Source organism: Paeniglutamicibacter antarcticus, from assembly GCF_039544305.1.
GTDB lineage: Bacteria > Actinomycetota > Actinomycetes > Actinomycetales > Micrococcaceae > Paeniglutamicibacter > Paeniglutamicibacter antarcticus_C.
The window spans coordinates 1-558 of sequence record NZ_BAABLK010000041.1 but is presented as its reverse complement, the minus strand read 5'-3'; the positions used below and the strand labels follow the sequence as shown (position 1 = coordinate 558).

The following is a 558-nucleotide window of genomic DNA, read 5'->3' as shown; positions in this document are numbered from 1 at the left end:
GATCGATGCGGGAATGAGCGTGTCTTGGTTGAGCATGGAGGACCTTGGGTCTTTGGTGCGCCGGCACCGGATCGATGACAGCGTGAACAAGGCCATCGCCAAGGTGACTGGCTCCGATTTGATCTGCATCGACGATATCGGGCTTTTACCTGTCTCGGACGACGCTGCCGAGGGGTTCTATCGGATCGTGGATGCCGCCTACGAGAAGCGTTCTTTGGCCATCAGTTCCAATATTCACCCGGCGGGCTTTGACCAGCTGATGCCCAAGACCCTGGCCACTGCCACCGTGGATCGGTTGCTGCATCACGCACACGTCTGTCAGACAAGCGGTGAATCGATCCGGTTGCTCCAGGCCCAATCCGGGAAGGGGATCATGCCGATGGGCTAGCTACCTGCACAAGGTTCGGGGCGCCGGTGGCCATCAGCGCGGCGTCCCGTTCGGCTGGTCAATTCCGTTGCCGCCAGTGGTCAATTCGTATTGCCGCTGGTGGTCAAGGGGCTGCCGCCACTGGTCATTTTCGTTGGCCGCCGATGGGCAATTTCAAACTGCCATTGACA

The 558-nt window shown here is 59.5% G+C and carries 1 protein-coding gene; it reads left to right on the top strand.

Annotated features, from left to right (window positions below; all coding sequences use genetic code 11):
• On the top strand, window positions 1-388 hold a 388-nt coding region (locus tag ABEA12_RS14970; RefSeq protein WP_345468790.1), incomplete at its 5' end, for an ATP-binding protein.
• Window positions 389-558 lie beyond the last annotated feature (170 nt).